Here is an 18,059-nt window from a genome sequence, read left to right on the forward strand (position 1 = left end):
GATGTGAACCGGTCCTGCACATATATGGTGCGTTCTTGTACAAAGGTTGCCTTTTTATGAATCAAAAATTTCCAAAATAGCCATCAGGAATCGTAAGTTTCATTGCGCAACGCCAGAAATCCGTGCCTGGATGACTCTGGCCTGCTTTGTGCATTGAGGGATTAACGCTTATTCACAATGGGATGGAACAACCATGTCTGATGAAAAGAACGGTACGCTACTTTACGGCCTCGAACAGAGGATCCCGCCGCTTCCGGCTTTTTTTAGCGCTCTACAGCACGTGCTGGCCGGGCTGGTGGGGATCATTACCCCGCCTCTGATCATCGGTGCCACCCTAGGGCTAGGGGAGTGGATGCCCTATCTGATCAGTATGTCGCTGCTGGCGTCCGGTATTGGCACTTTTCTCCAGGCCAACCGCGTCTGGGGAGTCGGCGCAGGGATGATCTGCATGCAGGGGACGAGCTTTGCTTTTCTTGGCGTGGCGATTGCCGGCGGGATGTGGGTCAAAGGGCAGGGCGGCAGCGCCCAGGACGTGATGGCCATGTTGTTTGGCGTTAACTTTGTTGCCGCGCTGGTGCCGGTTATCGTTAGCCGCTTTATTGAGCCGCTGAAAAAGATTTTTACACCGGTGATCACCGGTAGCGTCATCGCCCTGATTGGAATTAGCCTGATCAAGGTCAGCGTCATCAACTGGTGCGGCGGCGAAGGGGCAAAGGATTTCGCCAGCATGAGCAATATTGCCCTTGGCGCGGGGACGCTGGGGATTATTGTTCTACTGAGCTGCGCGAAAAACCGCTGGCTGCGGCTCTCCTCAGTGGTAATTGGTATCGCCGCAGGCTGCGTGGGGGCGGCGCTGAGCGGTAATTTTCACCTCAGCGGCATCGGCGAGACCTGGTTCCGTGTCCCGGCGCTGTTTCCGTTTGGCTTTCAGTTCAACAGCGCTATCTTTTTACCCATCGCCCTGGTCTCGCTGGTATGCATTCTTGAGGCGGTAGGTGATCTGACCGCCAACTGCCTGATCTCACGGCAGTCTATTAATGATGGCGCGTTCCGCTCCCGGCTGAAGGGCGGGATCCTTGCCGACGGTATTAGCTGCATGGTTGCCGCGATGCTCTGTGCTTTCCCTAACACCACCTTTGCGCAGAACAACGGCGTGATCCAGATGACCGGCGTCGCCAGCCGCTATGTCGGGCGCTATATCGGCGTTGTCCTGATCCTGCTGGGGCTGTTTCCGCCCTTCGGTGAGATCCTGCGTCAGATCCCGACCCCGGTGCTGGGCGGAGCGACGATGGTGATGTTTGGCTGTGTAGTGGCCGCAGGGATCCGTATTATTACCCAGACGCCGCTCACGCGCCGGGATATGCTGATTGTTGGCCTGGCGTTTGGCTTCGGGCTGGGCGTAGAGGCGGTTCCAACGTTTCTCACCCATTTCCCGCCGATTATTGGCAACCTGTTTGGATCGGCGGCGACCAGCGGCGGGCTGGTGGCGATTGTGCTGAACCTGATTATTCCAGAAGAGAAGCTGACCGCTGCGGCGGCGGCAAGGAGCAACGATGATCGCCCTCAAACGCTTTAATCAGCTGGATAGTGGCGAGGCTACGGCCCTGCTGCAGCCCTGCGTTGCCATCCCCGCCTGGACGGCAGCGCTGGTTCAGGGGCGTCCCTATGCGGATCTCCCTGCGCTGCTGAGCGCGGCGCGGGAGGCCGCGCAGGCATGGGGCGAGGCAGAGCTGGCGCAGGCGCTCAGCGCCCACCCGCGGATCGGCGAGAAACCCGTTGGTCAGCAGACCCATGCTGCGCTGTCACGTCAGGAGCAGGGCGCGGTTGACGCCAGCGACGCCCGCCTCGCGCAGGCATTAAGGGAGGGCAATGCCCGCTATGAAGCGCGTTTTGACCGGATATTCCTGATCCGTGCTAAAGGGCGCAGCGGCGAGGCGATCCTGGCTGCCCTTGAGCAGCGTTTGAAAAACAGCGATGCGCAGGAGAGTGCTGAGTCGCTGGCACAGCTGCGTGAAATTACTCTATTGCGACTGGAAGGAGCGATTAGCGAATGAGCACCCTGAGCACCCATATTCTGGATATTTCTACCGGCAAACCGGCGGCGGGCGTCACGGTTCGCCTGCTGCGGGAGGAGCAGGCCATCGCCAGCCAGATAACCGATAGTAACGGCCGCATCGGCGAGTTTACCCCGGCGGCGCTGGCCCCGGGCCGCTACCGGCTGGTGGCCGAGACGGGCGAGTGGTTTGTCGCAGGCGGGCGGGAGAGTATCTTCCCCTGCGCGCAGATCGATTTTGTGCTTGCCGGGACGGCAGAGGTACATTTCCATCTGCCGTTTCTCATCGCCCCCGGCGGCTGGTCAACCTACCGGGGAAGCTGAGGCCTGCCAAACCCGCTCTCCATTGACCCAGGTCTCGCGAATATTGCGCTCGTCTCCCAGCGTCATCAGCACAAACAGCTGCTCGTAGATATCCTTGCAGCGGCTGATTCGCAGCTGCTGGAGCGGCGTCACCGCCGGGTCAAGCACCACAAAGTCAGCCTCCTTGCCCGGTTGGAAGTTACCTATCTTCTCGTCCAGGCGCAGGGCGTGCGCCCCGCCGAGGGTAGCGTGGTAGAAGGCTTCGCTGGCGCGCAGACGATAGCTTTGCAGCTGGCCCACCTTGTAGGCTTCTCCCAGCGTGCGCAGCATACTGAAGGTCGTGCCCGCGCCAACGTCGGTCCCGATGCCCATCCGCACCCGGTTTTGCCAGCAGGCGGGCAGGCGGAACAGGCCGCTACCGAGGAACAGATTGGAGGTGGGACAGAAGGCGACTGCTGAACCGGTCTCATGCAGGCACTGCCACTCCCGATCCTCCAGATGAATACCGTGAGCAAAGAGGCTGCGCTCGCCGGTCAGCCCGTAGTGATGATAGACGTCCAGATAGCGCTCGTGCTCCGGCCAGAGATCCTTCACCCACGCCACCTCGTTTGGGTTTTCACTCAGGTGGGTCTGGAGCCAGGTGTCCGGAAACTCCTGACGCAGCTGGCGCACCGCCGACAATAGTTCCGGCGTTGAGGTGGGGGCAAAGCGCGGCGTGATGGCGTAGCCAAGGCGGCCCTGTTGGTGCCAGCGCTGGATCAGCTCCCGGGTCTGCTGATAGCTCTCTTCGGCGGTTTCGGTCAGGTAGTCAGGCGTATGGCGATCCATCATCACCTTGCCGGCGATAAGCCGCATGTTGAGGCGTAGCGCCTCGCTAAACAGGGCGTTGACCGACTCGGGGTGCAGGGTGCAGAACACCAGCGCGGTAGTGGTGCCGTGGCTCAGCAGCTGTCCGAGAAAAAATTCCGCTATCTCTTTGGCATACGCCTCGTCGGAGAACTGACTTTCGACCGGAAAGGTGTAGGTGGTCAGCCACTCCAGTAGCTGTTCGCCGAAGGCACCGATCATTTCGGTTTGCGGATAGTGCACGTGGGCGTCGATAAAACCGGGCAGCAGCAGCTTGCCGCTCTGATCGATATAACCTTTATGCGGATCGAGATACTGTTCGCCCTCCTGCCACGGCAGCAGCGCCTGAATATGCCCCCCGGCAATAAACAGCAGCCCGTCAGGAAGATAGCGCGCGTGGCGGGCAATATCGTCGGCGCTGTCCGCCACTTGGGCAACATCAAAAAACGCGCCGCGAATAGCCGTATCGTAAGCAATCATAAGCTCTGCCTTCTCTTTTTATTGTTGGTAGAAATGTATGAGCAAAATTGGTGCCAGGACAGAGAGGGCTGCGGCAAGACGCCGCAGCCAGGCGGAAGGTTACTCTTTCTGGGCCATGACGCCCGCGTTGAATCCTGCTGCGGGGGCAACGGCAACTTCGTCACGGGCCAGCCAGCGGTAGGCTACCGCGCCCAGGAAGACGCCAATAAACCAGCTAAAGTTGGCGACCTCATGCAGCGCAGGAATAAAGCTGATCGCCAGGCCGATCGCTACCGAAGGCACCAGCGCGGCGATGGCTTTCGGGTTAAAGCCGTTGCGGTACCAGTACTTACCCTTCGGCGTATCGTCAAAGAGATCGTCAACCGAGACCCGTCCGCGCTTGATGATATAGAAGTCGGTAATCAGGATGCCAAACAGCGGACCGATAAAGGCACCCAGCACGTCCAGGGTGTAGTGGATCAGCTCTGGCGAGTTAAACAGGTTCCACGGCGTAAGCAGGATCGAGCCAACGGCGGCGATCATTCCGCCGGTACGGAAGCTGATTTTCTGCGGCGAGCAGTTAGAGAAGTCGAAGGCCGGCGAGACAAAGTTAGCCACGATGTTGATCCCGATAGTCGCGGTGATCATGGTCAGCAGGCCAATGGCGACCGCCAGATCGTTGCCTACGCGGCTGACGGTCTCAATCGGGTCGGTGATCATGCGACCAAACAGCGACTGGGTTCCGGAGACGATCACCACCGTAACCAGGGAGAAGAGCAGGAAGTTAAACGGCAGGCCCCAGCGGTTGCCGCGGCGGATCTCACCTATGCTTTTGCCGTAGCGTGAGAAGTCGCCAAAGTTCAGCAGCGGTCCGGAGAAGTAGGAGACCACCAGCGCCGTAGCGGTGATCATCTGCCAGGTCTGCTCTCCCGCGGTCAGAGATTTGCTGGCGAGAGTAAAGGAGATCCCGTCGATGCCGGTCTTGTATACAATCCAGCCCGCCAGCGCCAGCATGACGACATAGACCGCGGGTCCGGCGATATCGATAAAGCGCTTGATGGCGCTCATGCCGTGCCAGAAGACCATCGCCTGCAACACCCACATAATGGCGAAGCAGAGCCAGCCCAGGTGCGACAGACCGAGGAACGAGCCTGTGGTAAGGGCAGTGAGCGACGGCCAGAACTTCAGTGCCACCAGCATTAGCGCGTTGGCGGCCAGATAGGTCTGAATACCGTACCAGGCAAAGGCGATCAGGCCGCGGATCACAGCCGGAATATTTGCTCCAAAGACGCCGAACGCCTGGCGGCAGATCACCGCATAGGGCACGCCCGCCATCTGGCTGGGCTTCGCCACCAGGTTAGCGCATAGCTGCACAATGCAGATCCCCATTAACAGGCAGAGCAGAACCTGCCAGCTCGCCAGCCCAAGGGTAAAGAAGCTCGCGGCCACCACATAGCCCCCCATGCTATGCACGTCAGACATCCAGAAAGAGAAGATGTTGTACCAGCTCCAGTTCTGGTCCCGCGTTGGGGCCAGATCCTCATTGCAAAGCCGTGGACTGTAGCCTGCGGTGGAGTCAGCGGCCTTAATCTGTTGCACGTTCTGTTTATTTGGCATGAAACCTGCTCCTGTGAATAAAAGCGTTTTGAGATGGACTACGCAGGGTGTTGCAGGATTTAGGCCAGAATGTTTATTTTTGTATACGAGATTTTATTTTTTTGTATACGATTCGCTATCAAAAGGTTAATCCGGAGTGGAGTAATGCATAACGAAAACGGGCTGCAAGCGGCGTCAGCCCAGCAGGAGCGGGACGAATCAATCTTTCAGGCGCTGATGACCGCCATTGTCGAACATCAGCTGCCGCCGGGAAGCAAACTGCCGGAGGAGGCGTTGGCGGAGGTGTTTGGCGTGAGCCGAACCGGCATCCGCAAGGTGCTGCAACGACTCGCCGCTGTGCAAATGGTCACCCTGACGCCCAAACGTGGTGCACAGGTTGCCAGCCCGACGGTAGAGGAGGCGCAGGATATCTTCCGCACTCGCGCCCTGCTGGAGGTTGCCAACCTGCCGGACGTGCTGGCGCGCTGTCAGCCGCCGCATCTCGCGGCGCTGGAAGCCATTATTCGGCTGGAGCAGCAGGCGCATGAGGACTACGACGGCCCGGCGGCGATCCGTTACTCCGCCGAGTTTCATATTCAGCTGCAGGCGATCTCCGGGAATCAGGTGCTGACCGAAACGGTGACCCGCCTGAGCCAGCGCTCTTCCTTAGTGATTGCGGCCTGGGGCGCGCCGTGGCGTCAGGGCTGCCGCTGTGACGATCATGAGCGTTTAGTCGAGCTGCTGCGGGAGAGGGCGCTTGCGCCGTTAAGCGCGGCCCTGACGCACCACTTTGAACATATTGTCGCCAGCCTCTGCTTCGAGCGTGCTGGCGTCACCCTGCCGGATTTTGCCCGGCTGTTTGCCCAGTTTAAGGAGCAGTAATGTCGGCTATGCGTATCCAGGTTATTAACCCCAACACCAGCCAGGCAATGACCGAGACCATTGGCGCTGCCGCCAGGGCAGTAGCCGCGCCGGGGACGGAGATTGTGGCGGTTTGCCCCAGCGAGGGGGTGCCCTCCATCGAAGGTCATTTTGATGAGGCCATTGCCGCCGTTGGCGTGCTGGAGCAGATCAAAGCCGGTCGCCAGCAGGGGGTGGATGGACATGTGATCGCCTGCTTTGGCGATCCGGGCCTGCTGGCCGCCCGCGAGCTGGCCCAGGGGCCGGTGATCGGCATTGCCGAGGCGGCGATGCATATGGCAACGCTTGTCGCCACCCGTTTTTCTATTGTCACCACACTGCCGCGCACAGTGATCATCGCCCGGCATCTGCTGCACCAGTACGGTTTCCATGACCACTGCGCCGCACTGCACGCCATCGATCTGCCGGTGCTGGCGCTGGAAGATGGCAGCGGGCAGGCGCAGGAGCGGGTCCGCGAGCGCTGCATTCAGGCGCTAAAAGAGGATGGCTGCGGCGCGATTGTGCTGGGCTGTGGCGGGATGGCGACGCTGGCCCAGGAGCTGACGCGCGAGCTGCGCGTGCCGGTGATCGACGGGGTTAGCGCGGCGGTGAAAATGGTGGAGTCGCTGGTCGCGCTGGGCCTCTCCACCAGCAAGCAGGGAGACTTAGCCTTCCCGGAAGCCAAGGCCCTGAGCGGCAAATTTCAGGCACTAAACCCATTTTAACTGAGGGATCCGCAATGACGTTTTTAGACGATGACTACCCCCGCGACCTGCGTGGATACGCCGGAAACCCACCCCATGCGCAGTGGCCGCAGCGGGCGCGGATTGCCGTTCAGTTCGTGCTGAACTACGAGGAGGGGGCAGAGAACAACGTTCTGCACGGCGATGCCGGATCCGAGCAGTTTCTCTCTGATATTATCGGGGCCGCCAGCTATCCGGATCGGCATATGTCAATGGACTCGCTCTATGAGTACGGCAGCCGCGCCGGGTTCTGGCGCATTCACAATGAGTTTATTAAACGAGGCCTGCCGCTCACCGTCTTTGGCGTGGCGATGGCGCTGGCCCGTCATCCGGATATTGTTGCGGCGATCAAGGCTGCGGACTATGACGTCGTTAGCCACGGCTGGCGCTGGATCCATTATCAGAGTATGGACATTAATCAGGAGCGCGAGCATCTGCATAACGCCGTGCAGGTCTTGACCGATCTGTTCGGTAAAGCGCCCACCGGCTGGTATACCGGACGCGACAGCCCCAACACTCGCCAGCTGGTGGCCGAGCACGGTGGTTTTGACTACGACAGCGACTACTACGGTGACGACCTGCCTTTCTGGACTGAAGTGCCGTGCAGCGACGGTTCCCGCAAACCGCACCTGATCGTCCCCTATACCCTGGACGCTAATGATATGCGCTTTGCCACCGCCCAGGGGTTTAACACCGCCGAGCAGTTTTATACCTATCTGAAAGACAGTTTTGACGTGCTGTACGAGGAGGGGGAGAACGCGCCGAAGATGATGTCCATCGGTATGCACTGCCGGCTGCTGGGCCGTCCGGGTCGCTTCCGCGCCCTGCAGCGCTTCCTCGATTATATCCAGCAGCACGACCGCGTTTGGGTCTGCACCCGCCAGCAGATTGCCGACCACTGGCGGGAGGTACATCCGTTCAGGTGCTAACACATCATCGCCCGGTGGCGCTTCGCTTACACGGGCCTACAAACCGCACCGTGCCCACCGTAGGCCGGGTCAGGCGAAGCCGCCACCCGGCGTTACGGTTAGCTCATCACACTCACCTGTGCGGCAACAATTCGCCAGCCGTAGGGGAAGCGCACCCACGTCTGCTGTTGGCGGCCAATACGGTCGCTGCCTTCGCGGGTAAATTCGGTGCTGCATACCGCGTAGTCCTCGCCGAAGGTGGTAATGACCGTGTTGCGTAGCTCGCGCTGTAGCCCCACCGCCGGGCGGGCGGCGCGGAAGTCGCGGATTGCCTCAATGCCATAGAGGTTCTCCCCGGCACCGAGTCGTACGGTGCGGATGTCGTGCCAGAACAGCTCGTCCAGCACCTCAACGTCATTACTCACCAGCGCCTCTTCGTAACGGTAGAAGGCGGCGGTAACCTCGGCGAGCACGAGCGGGCGGTTTATATCATCCAGATGTATCATGTGCTATCTCCGTAGAAAGGACGCCGCAGGGCGGGCATCGGCGATGCCCTGTTGTTCCAGTACACGTGCCGCGCGCAGGCAGGCCTGTTCATTAAAGGGAGCGGCAATCAGCTGTAAACCTATCGGCAGCCCGCTGCGGCTGCGCAGCGGCACCGTGGTCACCGGCAAGCCTACAAACGAGATTGGCTGAGTCAGCATTCCCATGCTGGCACGGATGGGCAGCGGCTGGCCGTTAATCATCATCGTCTGCTCGCCAATCAGTGTCGCGCTGCGCGGGGTAGCCGGGGCGATCAGCACGTCGGCATGATTAAACAGCGCCCTGAAGGCCTGCTGGGCGTGGCGGCGAAAGCGCTGGGCCTGCACGTACCAGGCGGAGGGGATCATCGCGCCCGCCAACAGACGCTCCCGGGAGTGCGGCTCAAACCGCTCCGGCTCGCGGCGCAGGGCGGATAGATACTGATTGCCTCCCTCGGCAGCGCTGATGATAAACGCCGCCGAGCGCGACAGTTCCGCCTCCGGAAAGACCCGCTCTTCACGAGCGTCAAGGGCATGCGCGGCACGGCTTACTGCCTCCCGGGCGTCGTCATCGCACCAGGTGGTAAAGTAGCCGCCGAGCACCGCACAGCGCAGCCCCTCCAGCCCGCGTTCCAGCAGCGGCGCTGTTTGCTCACTGGCGCGGTCGCGCTGGAAACCGTCCTCAGGATCGTCTCCTTGCAATACATCGTAAACCGTAGCCAGATCGGCAACCCGACGGGCAAAGGGGCCGATATGATCCAGGCTGGCAACAAAAGGGTGACTGCCCGCGCGGGAGAGGCGGCCAAAGGTTGGCTTCAGCCCAAAGATGCCGCACAGCGAGGCGGGCACACGGATCGAGCCGTTGGTATCGCTGCCAAGAGAGAAGTGCACCAGCCCGGCGGCCACCGCTGCCGCCGATCCGCCCGAGGAGCCGCCCGCAATACGCGTCAGATCGTGCGGATTGCGCGTCGCGCCATAGTGGCTGTTTTCGGTTGTAAAGCCGTAGGCGTAGGCGTCCATGTTCAGCATCCCGGAGAGTAACCCCCCGGCGCGATTAAGCTGGCGCACCGCAAAGCCGTCGCGCGCGGCGGCAGGACGATCGCTAAACAGCTGTGCCCCGGCAAGGGTAGCGTGTCCGGCCACGTCAAACAGGTTTTTTACCGCGTAGGGAATGCCCGCCAGAGGGGGCAGCGGCTGCCCCTGGCGGCGCAGGGTATCAATGCGCTCCGCTTCCTCCAGCATCCGCGCGTCGGTCACCGCCGTCCAGGCATTGATGTGCGGATTGACCCGCGCAATATCATCCAGCGTCTGACAGGCGATCTCCCGGGCGCTCACCGTGCCGCTGGTCAGCGCCTGCTGGATATCGTTTATACTCATCTCGTTAAGGGTCATGCTCTATAGACTCCTGCAATCTCCAGTCGATCGTCGAGTGGAACGGCCATCAGCGGCTCGGCCAGGGCGGCGATGCGGCTAAACTGCATCTCCAGCTCGGCGCGGCGGGCATCGTCCAACGTCAGGTCGAGCAGTTGGGTCATCTGTGTCAGGTAGTCGGCCCAGTCGGGCTGTGCATTGTTCATCAATTTCTCCTTAAAAGCCGGCGGCCGAACCGTTGCTGCGCGGATCGGATGCGCCCTCAAACAGGCCGTTGGGATGGCGAACGATAGCCCCGGCATGGCCCATCGCCTCGCTAAAATCAGGCAGGACCTCCACCTCATGCCCCAGCGCGCGCAGACGATCAATGCTCTCTGGCGTAAAGCGCCCTTCAAGCTTTAGCGAATCCGAAGTTTGCCCCCAGGTGCGCCCCAGCAGCCAGCGTGGCCGGGAGATGCTCTCCTGCAGCGGCACGCCCTGTAGAATGTAGCGGGTGAAGATCGCCGCCTGGGTCTGGGGCTGGCCGTCGCCACCCATCGAGCCGTAAACCATCACCCGGCCATCGCGAAGGCGTGCTGCCGCAGGGTTGAGGGTATGAAACGGCTGCTTGCCCGGAGCCAGCGCCAGCAGATGCGTTGGATCGAGGCTAAACGAGGCTCCACGGTTTTGCCAGACGATCCCGGTATCGGGAAGGACCACGCCGCTGCCGAACTCATGATAGAGGCTCTGAATAAAGGAGACCGCCAGTCCGCTCTTATCCATCGTCCCCATCCACACGGTGTCGCCCGGGCCTTTACCCGCGCCCCAGGGGGCGGCGCGACTGTCATCTATCCGATCGGCCAGCGGCTGTAGCGCTACGGGATCGAGCAGGCTCTGAATGTCGGTATCGAGATGGCGGGGATCGGTGATGTGCGCATCGCGCAGGCGAAAGGCCAGCTTGGTGGCCTCGGCGATGCGGTGCACGGTTTGCGTCTCATCGGCCTCGGCCATATTTAAGCGGTCGGTGATGCCGAGGATCGCCAGCGACACCAGCCCCTGGGTAGGCAGTGCCAGGTTCCACAGCTCGCCGTGCTGGTGCTGAAGCCTGAGCGGTTGTGGACGGCGGGCGCGATGCTGGTGCAGATCGGCAAGGGTAACAGGGAGGCCGTAGTTAGCCATGCTATCGGCCATTCGCTCCGCCAGCGGACCGCGATAAAAGCTCTCCAGCCCCTCCTCAACCAGCCGTTGCAGGGTAGAGGCGAGGGCAGGCTGGTGGAAGCGGCTACCGGCAACCGGTGGCTCACCGTTGACCAGAAAGGTTTCAGCGAAGCCGGGCAGGTGACGCAGCTCCTCTAACTTGCTGGCGGTAGCATTGGCCTGAGATTGCGTGACCGGGATCCCCTCTGTGGCATAGCCGATGGCGTCCGCCAGCAGGCGCGAGAGCGGCAGCGCTTTGCCGGTCAGCGACTGGGATACATCCAGAGCCTCCTGCCAGCCGCTGACGGTGCCTGCAACGGTTAGCGCGGCGCGTGGCCCACGGTGCGGGATCTGTGCAAGATCGCCATAGGTGGTAAGCGAGGCTAGCGAGCCCGCCGCACCGCTGGCGTCAATGGCAATGGGTTCTCCCTCCGGCGGGACGATGAGCCAGAAGCCATCGCCACCGAGGCCGTTCATATGGGGGTAGACAACGGCAATGGTTGCGGCAGCGGCCACCATCGCCTCAATGGCGCTGCCGCCTTCGCGTAATACGGCAAGCGCGCTCTGGCTTGCCAGATGGTGGGGGGCCACCGCCATTCCATGAGCGGAAAAATGACTCTGCACGGGCTGTCCTCATGATCAGAAGTGTATCCGTGAACTTGCAAAAGCTGTTCCACTTCCGGGCGAAAAGTTTCAGCCGCGAAGGGGGCAGCGTTTTTATCGCAGCTGGCATGCATTGTGAAAGGGGTTAGCGGTATAGTTTGCTGAAACAAAAGTTACAGAGGCCCTATGGAACAGCTTGATGAACGCCTGAAAGGGCAATATGCGTCGCTATCACCCCAGGAGCAGCGGGTGGCGAACTTTATTTTCGATCACTTTGACGATCTGATCAGCTACAACAGCGCCGAGCTGGCACAGCTTAGCGGAGTATCGAAGGCGACGGTGAGTCGTCTGTTTAAGCGCCTGGGATACGAAAAGTATAAGGATATGCGCGACGAGCTGCGCACTCTGCGCCAGAGCGGCATGCCGCTGACCGACAACCGCGATGCGGTGCAGGGCAACACGCTGCTGGCCCGCCACTATAAGCAGGAGATGGCGAACCTGACCCAGTGGGCCAACGCCCTCGACCCGCAGCAGTTTGCCGAGGCGATTACCGCCATGGTGACCGCCCGGCGAATTGTGATTATCGGTATGCGCAACGCCTATCCGGCGGCGCTGCACCTGCGCCAGCAGCTGTTACAGGCCCGCGGCCAGGTACTGGTTCTGCCGCAGCCGGGGCAGAGCCTGAGCGAGGAGCTGGTGGATCTCACCCCTGACGATCTGGTGATTGTGATGGCGTTTCGCCGCCGCCCGCGCATTATCCGCCCGCTGCTAGAGCAACTGCAGGCCGAGGGCGTCCCCGTGGTGCTGATGTGCGAACCGCAGGCCCTTAGCCTGCTGCCGCTGGCGCGCTGGCAGTTCTGCACTCCGCTGGACAGCGTCTCTGCCTACGATAGCTATGCGGCGGTGAACAGCCTGATTAACCTGCTGGCCAACGCCTTTTTGCATGAAATCCTCGATAAGGGACGGCCGCGTATTCATAACATCGCCACTCTCTACCAGCAGCTGGACGAGCTGGAGCAGCGATAATGGGGCACCACGCTGGGGTTTGGCACTTTTTTGGTGCAGATGAGTTAGATAACAACGCGGCTTTTCTGGCTCTTCTGCTCGCTATTTAGAGGCTTAACGAGGTTTTCCCGTTTGTTCGTGTTTGGCACATAAGTTGCAAAAGTCTAATTATAGAATCTTTTGTTTCATGCTAACGTAACGGGTAAACATCATGAGAAAACTGTTGATCGCACTGGCCGGGGCCGCTGTTCTGTTAACTCACCTGTCGGCAGCGCAGGCCGACCAGCTACAGGATATTGAGAAACGCGGCACGCTTCGTGTCGCCGTCCCGCAGGACTTCCCGCCGTTTGGCTCGGTAGGGACCGATCTCCAGCCGCAGGGCTACGACATCGATATGGCGCGCTATCTTGCCAAAGAGATGAAACTCAAACTGCAGCTGGTCCCGGTGACCAGCGCCAACCGGGTGCCCTATCTGCAAACGGATAAGGTGGACCTGGTGATCTCCAGCCTCGGTAAGAATGCCGAGCGTGAAAAGGTGATTGATTTCAGTCGCGCCTACGCGCCGTTCTTCCTTGGCGTCTTTGGTCCGAAAGGTTCAGAGCTGAAGGACGCTGCGGGGCTGAGCGGAAAATCCATCGGCGTCACCCGCGGTGCGGTTGAGGATATGGTCCTGACCGGCATTGCACCGAAAGAGGCGCAGGTGAAGCGTTACGAGGATAACAACACCACCCTGTCGGCCTATCTGTCGGGCCAGGTGGAGTATGTCGCCACCGGCAACCTGGTCGTGGCGGCCATCTCCCGGCAAAACGCCGACAAAGCGCCGGTGCCGAGCTTTATGCTCAAGGACTCACCGTGCTTTATCGGCCTGAAGAAGAACGAGCCAGCGCTGAAGGCGAAGGTTGATGCGCTGATCGAACAGGGCGTGAAGGATGGCACCCTGAATAAACTCTCTGAGCAGTGGATGAAAGCTCCGCTGCCGGCAAGCCTTGGCGTATAAGGCCAGTGAATGACTGAACAACTTCAATTTTCTGCACTCTGGCCGCACTGGCCGGAGCTGCTGGCGGGACTGTGGATCACCGTGCAGCTTACGGTGATGGCGACGGCGGGAGGCCTGGCGCTGGGCATTCTCGGGGCTGCCATCCGCAGCGGGCGTCCGTCGTGGTTCAGCCGCATCTGGGGGGCCTATGTGGAGCTGATCCGCAATACGCCCTTCGTCGTACAGCTGTTCTTTATTGTCTTTGGCCTGCCCAATATGGGCCTCAAAATGACGGCCGGTGAGGCTGCGCTGCTGGCAATGGTGATTAACCTGGGGGCTTACAGCACCGAGATCGTGCGCGCCGGGATTCAGGTTACCCCGAAGGGTCAGTGGGAAGCCGGGCGGGTGCTGGGCCTGAGCCGTACCCAAACCTTTATCCGCATCGTGCTGCCCCCTGCATTGCAGCGAATCTACCCGGCGCTGGTCAGCCAGTGCATCATTGTCATGCTGGGATCGTCGGTGGTGTCACAGGTCTCTTATGAAGAGCTGACCTTTGCCGCCAACCTGATCCAGTCCCGAACCTTTCTGAGCTTCGAGGTCTATCTGGTGACGGCTGGGATCTACTTAATTCTGTCGATTGCCATGCGCCAGCTGCTGCTGGCAGCCGGGCGGAAATGGCTTGGAGTGCAGGCATGATGACGACCTTTACCGACTGGGACATTATCCGCAACCTGCTGCTGGCCGGGCGCTGGACGGTGCTGCTCTCGCTGGTGGCCTTTACCGGCGGTGCGCTGGTGACGCTGCCGCTCCTGCTGCTGCGCCTGACCGGCGGACGGCAGGTGAAGCGCCTGATCCGCGGCTATATCGAACTGTTCCAGGGGACACCGCTGCTGATGCAGCTCTTTCTGGCCTTCTTCGGCGTGGCGATGTTTGGTATCGACGTCTCACCCTGGACGGCAGCCTCGCTGGCGCTGACCCTCTATACCAGCGCCTTTTTGCTCGATATCTGGTTTGGCAGCATTCGCGCCCTGCCGAAAGGCCAGTGGGAAGCGTCGCGCTGTCTGGGGTTGAGCTTTGGCCAGACCCTCTGGCGGGTAGTCGCTCCGCAGGCGCTACGCATTGCCATTGCACCGACGGTGGGCTTTGCCGTGCAGGTGATCAAAGGCACGGCCCTGGCCTCGATCATCGGCTTCGTCGACCTGACCAAGGCCGGGACGATGCTGACTAACGTCACCTATCAGCCATTTAAAGTCTTTGCGCTGGTGGCGCTGGGCTACTTCATTCTGTGCTACCCGCTGTCCCGCTACAGCCGCTATCTGGAGAATAAATTCAATGCCTCTCATCACCATTAATCAGATGCAGAAGTACTACGGTGATAACCACGTGCTCAAGGGCGTCGATCTGGATATCGATATGGGCGAGGTGATCTCCATTATTGGCCGCAGCGGATCGGGTAAAAGCACGCTGCTGCGCTGCATTAACGGCCTTGAGGGTTACCAGGAGGGGAGCATCAAGCTGGGTGGCATGACCATCACCGATCGTGATTCACAGGCGCGGGAAATCAGCCGTTCCGTTGGCATGGTATTCCAGAACTTCAACCTGTTCCCGCATATGACGGCGCTGGAGAACGTGATGCTGGCTCCGCGTCGGGTGCTGAAAAAGAGCGCCGCCGAGTGCCGCGAGCTGGCGCAAAAGATGCTGGAGAAGGTAGGGCTGGGCGACCGGCTGGACTACTACCCCTCTAGCCTCTCCGGCGGCCAGCAACAGCGCGTGGCGATTGCCCGTGCGCTGGCGATGTCGCCGAAGGTGTTACTCTGCGACGAGATCACCTCGGCGCTCGATCCGGAGCTGGTGGGCGAGGTGCTCAAGGTGCTGGAGCAGCTGGCAGCAGAAGGGATGACGCTGATTCTGGTGACGCATGAAATGAATTTTGCCCGCGAAGTGGGCGACCGCGTGGTGTTTATGCATCAGGGGAAAGTATGGGAGCAGGGCGACAGTAAAGCGCTGTTCGCCAATCCGCAGACCACCGAGCTGAAACAGTTTATCTCCTCCGTACGCGGCCTCAACTAATAAGGACTCAAAAATGGATATCGCGCAATTTTCGCAAATCAATCCGCCCCAGCGCCTGCTGATGGGGCCTGGACCTATCAACGCCGATCCGCGCGTGCTGCGCGCGATGGCAAGCCAGCTTGTCGGCCAGTACGATCCTGCCATGACCCACTATATGAACGAGGTGATGGTCCTCTATCGCGGCGTGTTCCGCACCGAAAACCGCTGGACGATGCTGGTGGATGGAACTTCGCGGGCGGGAATTGAAGCTATCCTTGTCTCGGCTATCCGCCCTGGTGACAAAGTGCTGGTGCCGGTATTTGGCCGCTTTGGCCATCTACTGTGCGAGATCGCTCGCCGCTGTCGGGCCGAAGTACATACCATCGAGGTGCCGTGGGGGGAGGTCTTTACTCCCGACCAGATCGAGGACGCCATCAAGCGGGTGCGTCCGCGCCTGCTGCTCACCGTGCAGGGTGATACCTCCACCACAATGCTGCAGCCTCTTGCCGAGCTGGGGGATATCTGCCGCCGCCATGACGTGCTGTTCTACACCGACGCTACCGCCTCACTGGGAGGCAACGCGCTGGAGAGCGATGCCTGGGGGCTGGACGCGGTCTCGGCGGGGATGCAGAAGTGCCTCGGCGGCCCGTCCGGTACCTCGCCCATCACCCTCAGCCCGCGCATGGAGGAGGTCATCTGCCGCCGAAAATGCGTCGAAGAGGGGATCCGCACCGAGGCCCACCGCGACGGCGAAGACGAGATGATCTACTCCAACTACTTCGACCTCGGCATGGTGATGGACTACTGGGGGCCGGAGCGCCTGAATCATCACACCGAGGCCACCTCAGCGCTGTTTGCCGCCCGGGAGTGTGCGCGTCTGATCCTGCAGGAGGGGCTGGATAACGGCATCGCCCGCCATAAGCTGCACGGCGATGCGCTGCTGAAAGGCATTCAGGCGATGGGACTGGAGACCTTCGGCGACCTGAAGCACAAGATGAACAACGTGCTGGGAGTGGTGATCCCGCAGGGGATCAACGGCGACCTGCTGCGCAAGCTAATGCTGGAGGATTTCGGCATTGAGATCGGCACCTCCTTCGGCCCGCTGCACGGCAAGGTGTGGCGCATCGGCACCATGGGTTATAACGCCCGCAAGGATTGCGTGATGACCACCCTGAGCGCACTGGAGTCGGTGCTTAACTACCTTAAATTCTCTACTGTTCAGGGCGCGGCGATGCAGGCCGCATGGGATTGCTACCGCAGCGAGCGTCCGCTATGAGCCAGGCGGCAGAGCGTGTGATGGCGCGCGCCGATATCCTTGCCGCCATCAGTGAAAGCCCGGATGCCCTGACCCGGATCTACCTCTCCCCGCAGCATTTGCAGGCTAACCAGCAGGTAGCGCAGTGGATGGCGGCAGCAGGAATGACCGTCTGGCAGGATAGCGTGGGCAACATCTGCGGTCGCTACGAGGGCGAGCAGGAGGGGGCCGCAGCAATTCTGCTGGGTTCACACCTGGATACCGTGCGCAACGCCGGACGCTACGACGGTATGCTGGGAGTGCTGACAGCTATTGAGGTGGTGCAGAGCCTGCATCAGCAGGGACGGCGGCTGGCGAAGGCGATTGAGATCGTGGGCTTTTGTGATGAGGAGGGGACGCGGTTTGGCATTACCCTGCTCGGTAGCCGGGGTCTGACGGGAACATGGCCGGAGCAGTGGCTGGCGCAGACTGATGCCAGCGGCATAAGCGTGGCGCAGGCGATGGTGCTGGCCGGTCTGGATCCAGCCCGCGTCTCACAGGCGGCTCGTCGTGCAGAGGAGATCGCCGCCTATCTGGAGCTGCACATCGAGCAGGGCCCCTGCCTGGAGCAGGCGGGGCTGGCGCTGGGGGTGGTCGAAGCAATCAACGGCGCACGCCGACTGAACTGCTGCTTTACCGGCGAGGCGGGCCATGCCGGCACGGTGCCGATGAGCCAGCGTAAAGACGCCCTCGCGGCGGCGGCCGAATGGATGGTGGCCGTGGAGAGCCTAACCCGCGAGCGGGGCGGCAACCTGGTCGCCACGGTGGGTACGCTGTGCTGTCTGCCGGGAGCGGTCAACGTTATTCCTGGCGAGGTGACCCTGTCGCTGGATATTCGCGGGCCGCAGGACGCGCCGCTGGATGCTTTGCTGAATGAGCTGCTGGCCCATGCGCAGACGATCGCCGCCCACCGGGGGCTGACGTTTAGCGCCGATGAGTTCTACCGCATCGCCGCGACCCCCTGCGATCTACGTTTACAGAGCCTGCTTACCGATGCGGTCCATCAGGCCCAAGGCACGTCCCTGTTGCTGCCCAGCGGAGCCGGGCATGACGCCATCGCTGTGGCCGAACGCTGGCCAGTGGGAATGCTCTTTGTCCGCTGCAAGGGCGGTATCAGCCACCATCCAGCGGAGTCGGTAGAGACCAACGATGTGGCGCTGGCGATAGCGGCGTTTAGCTATGCGGTCACCGCCCTGGCGAGCTAGTTTTTTGTAGGCTGGGCAAACGCAGTGCCGTCCGGCATTGCGATATTCACC

Annotated in this window: 19 protein-coding genes; 13 read left to right on the forward strand and 6 right to left on the reverse strand. The window is 61.1% G+C overall.

From position 1 onward, the window contains the following. The first annotated feature begins 193 nt into the window (after positions 1–193). From RTM13_RS04720 to uraH, 3 genes are read left to right on the forward strand one after another with little or no spacing between them, the layout of a single operon-like run. The gene (locus tag RTM13_RS04720) at positions 194–1,576 is read left to right on the forward strand and encodes a nucleobase:cation symporter-2 family protein (RefSeq protein WP_312210551.1); all 1,383 of its coding nucleotides are present in this window, start codon (positions 194–196) and stop codon (positions 1,574–1,576) included. Continuing rightward, the gene (uraD, locus tag RTM13_RS04725) at positions 1,554–2,054 is read left to right on the forward strand and encodes a 2-oxo-4-hydroxy-4-carboxy-5-ureidoimidazoline decarboxylase (protein WP_312210552.1); all 501 of its coding nucleotides are present in this window, start codon (positions 1,554–1,556) and stop codon (positions 2,052–2,054) included. The genes RTM13_RS04720 and uraD overlap by 23 nt, the downstream gene beginning before the upstream one ends. Then, the gene (gene uraH, locus RTM13_RS04730) at positions 2,051–2,377 is read left to right on the forward strand and encodes a hydroxyisourate hydrolase (RefSeq protein ID WP_312210554.1); all 327 of its coding nucleotides are present in this window, start codon (positions 2,051–2,053) and stop codon (positions 2,375–2,377) included. The genes uraD and uraH overlap by 4 nt, the downstream gene beginning before the upstream one ends. Here the strand turns inward: uraH and guaD are convergent. Both guaD and RTM13_RS04740 read right to left on the reverse strand, forming a co-directional pair. Next, a complete protein-coding gene (guaD, locus tag RTM13_RS04735; RefSeq protein WP_312210556.1) occupies positions 2,357–3,682 on the reverse strand; it encodes a guanine deaminase in 1,326 nt (441 codons plus the stop codon). The two genes, uraH and guaD, sit on opposite strands and share 21 nt — an antisense overlap. Before the next feature lie 99 nt (positions 3,683–3,781). Then, positions 3,782–5,278 (reverse strand): NCS1 family nucleobase:cation symporter-1, encoded by a 1,497-nt coding sequence (locus RTM13_RS04740; RefSeq protein WP_312210558.1) that lies wholly within the window; start codon positions 5,276–5,278, stop codon positions 3,782–3,784. 144 nt (positions 5,279–5,422) lie between these two features. Between RTM13_RS04740 and RTM13_RS04745 the strand changes: the two genes are divergently transcribed. From RTM13_RS04745 to puuE, 3 genes are read left to right on the forward strand one after another with little or no spacing between them, the layout of a single operon-like run. Beyond that, positions 5,423–6,139: a GntR family transcriptional regulator gene (locus RTM13_RS04745; protein ID WP_312210560.1), complete on the forward strand. Its 717-nt coding sequence runs from the start codon at positions 5,423–5,425 to the stop codon at positions 6,137–6,139. After that, entirely contained in the window at positions 6,139–6,882 is a 744-nt protein-coding gene (hpxA, locus tag RTM13_RS04750) for an allantoin racemase (RefSeq protein ID WP_312210561.1), read from the forward strand. The genes RTM13_RS04745 and hpxA overlap by 1 nt, the downstream gene beginning before the upstream one ends. Before the next feature lie 14 nt (positions 6,883–6,896). Continuing rightward, a complete protein-coding gene (gene puuE / locus RTM13_RS04755; RefSeq protein WP_312210562.1) occupies positions 6,897–7,829 on the forward strand; it encodes an allantoinase PuuE in 933 nt (310 codons plus the stop codon). Between the two features lie 98 nt (positions 7,830–7,927). Here puuE and hpxZ read toward each other — a convergent pair whose 3' ends face one another. From hpxZ to hpxW, 4 genes are read right to left on the reverse strand one after another with little or no spacing between them, the layout of a single operon-like run. Next, positions 7,928–8,314 carry an oxalurate catabolism protein HpxZ gene (hpxZ, locus tag RTM13_RS04760; protein ID WP_312210564.1) on the reverse strand — a complete coding sequence of 129 codons (387 nt, stop codon included), beginning with the start codon at positions 8,312–8,314 and terminating at the stop codon, positions 7,928–7,930. Positions 8,315–8,317: 3 nt separating this feature from the next. Beyond that, positions 8,318–9,721 (reverse strand): AtzE family amidohydrolase, encoded by a 1,404-nt coding sequence (locus tag RTM13_RS04765; protein WP_312210566.1) that lies wholly within the window; start codon positions 9,719–9,721, stop codon positions 8,318–8,320. Beyond that, positions 9,718–9,906 (reverse strand): oxalurate catabolism protein HpxX, encoded by a 189-nt coding sequence (gene hpxX, locus RTM13_RS04770; RefSeq protein WP_312210567.1) that lies wholly within the window; start codon positions 9,904–9,906, stop codon positions 9,718–9,720. The genes RTM13_RS04765 and hpxX overlap by 4 nt, the downstream gene beginning before the upstream one ends. Positions 9,907–9,916: 10 nt before the next feature. Beyond that, entirely contained in the window at positions 9,917–11,473 is a 1,557-nt protein-coding gene (gene hpxW / locus RTM13_RS04775) for an oxamate amidohydrolase (protein ID WP_312211012.1), read from the reverse strand. Positions 11,474–11,665: 192 nt separating this feature from the next. Here hpxW and hpxU point away from each other — a divergent pair, with 192 nt between their 5' ends. The 7 genes from hpxU (at position 11,666) to hpxK (ending at position 18,008) form a co-directional block, all read left to right on the forward strand. Beyond that, the gene (gene hpxU, locus RTM13_RS04780; RefSeq protein WP_312210569.1) at positions 11,666–12,505 is read left to right on the forward strand and encodes a MurR/RpiR family transcriptional regulator HpxU; all 840 of its coding nucleotides are present in this window, start codon (positions 11,666–11,668) and stop codon (positions 12,503–12,505) included. Positions 12,506–12,695: 190 nt separating this feature from the next. Further along, positions 12,696–13,481, forward strand: coding sequence for a transporter substrate-binding domain-containing protein (locus RTM13_RS04785; protein WP_312210570.1), 786 nt, complete (start codon positions 12,696–12,698; stop codon positions 13,479–13,481). A 9-nt stretch (positions 13,482–13,490) separates the two neighbouring features. After that, on the forward strand, positions 13,491–14,156 hold the full coding sequence (locus tag RTM13_RS04790; RefSeq protein WP_312210572.1) for an amino acid ABC transporter permease: 666 nt from the start codon (positions 13,491–13,493) through the stop codon (positions 14,154–14,156). Next, on the forward strand, positions 14,156–14,812 hold the full coding sequence (locus RTM13_RS04795; RefSeq protein WP_312211013.1) for an amino acid ABC transporter permease: 657 nt from the start codon (positions 14,156–14,158) through the stop codon (positions 14,810–14,812). The genes RTM13_RS04790 and RTM13_RS04795 overlap by 1 nt, the downstream gene beginning before the upstream one ends. After that, positions 14,793–15,530 carry an amino acid ABC transporter ATP-binding protein gene (locus RTM13_RS04800; protein ID WP_312210573.1) on the forward strand — a complete coding sequence of 246 codons (738 nt, stop codon included), beginning with the start codon at positions 14,793–14,795 and terminating at the stop codon, positions 15,528–15,530. The genes RTM13_RS04795 and RTM13_RS04800 overlap by 20 nt, the downstream gene beginning before the upstream one ends. 13 nt (positions 15,531–15,543) lie before the next feature. Continuing rightward, on the forward strand, positions 15,544–16,785 hold the full coding sequence (locus tag RTM13_RS04805; RefSeq protein ID WP_312210575.1) for an alanine--glyoxylate aminotransferase family protein: 1,242 nt from the start codon (positions 15,544–15,546) through the stop codon (positions 16,783–16,785). After that, positions 16,782–18,008: an allantoate amidohydrolase gene (hpxK, locus tag RTM13_RS04810; protein ID WP_312210577.1), complete on the forward strand. Its 1,227-nt coding sequence runs from the start codon at positions 16,782–16,784 to the stop codon at positions 18,006–18,008. The genes RTM13_RS04805 and hpxK overlap by 4 nt, the downstream gene beginning before the upstream one ends. Positions 18,009–18,059 lie beyond the last annotated feature (51 nt).

Source organism: Pseudescherichia sp., from assembly GCF_031979925.1.
Lineage (GTDB): Bacteria > Pseudomonadota > Gammaproteobacteria > Enterobacterales > Enterobacteriaceae > Pseudescherichia.